We start from the raw sequence: 529 nt of genomic DNA, 5'->3' as shown, positions 1-529 counted from the left end.
CCCGAGGTGGCACGGCCCATCGGCCGCAGCGCTTCGTCCGTCGCAGTGAACCTGATCGACTGGGCCTTCTTGCTGATGAGCAGCAGATCGTCCTCGGCCGAAACCAGCTCCGCACCGATCAGCTCGTCGTCGCTGCCGTCCTCCGTCTCACGGAGGTTGATCGCGATGACACCGCCCGAGCGCGGCGAGTCGTAGTCCTTCAGCACGGTCTTCTTCACCAGGCCGCCCTTGGTGGCCAGGATCAGATACGGCGCGGCCTCGTAGTCGCGGATCGCCAGGATCTCGGCGATCTGCTCGTCCGGCTGGAAGGCCAGCAGGTTGGCGACGTGCTGCCCGCGCGCATCACGGCCGGCATCCGGAAGCTCGTACGCCTTGGCCCGGTAGACCCGGCCCTTGTTGGTGAAGAACAGCAGCCAGTGGTGGGTCGTCGACACGAAGAAGTGGTCGACGATGTCGTCTTCCTTGAGCTTCGTGCCGCGTACGCCCTTGCCGCCGCGCTTCTGCGAGCGGTAGTCGTCCGTCTTCGTAC

At 65.8% G+C, this 529-nt stretch carries 1 protein-coding gene; it reads right to left on the bottom strand.

Features of this window, described 5'->3' with window-relative positions; all coding sequences use genetic code 11:
* Positions 1 to 529, bottom strand: a 529-nt coding sequence (locus AC1DUE_RS20135; protein ID WP_477041182.1) for a DNA gyrase C-terminal beta-propeller domain-containing protein, incomplete at both ends; no start/stop codon positions are given.

It is taken from the genome of Cellulomonas sp. P4_A2 (assembly GCF_056402515.1).
Note: the sequence above shows the minus strand (reverse complement) of the source record. Positions and strands in the feature narration are given on the sequence as shown.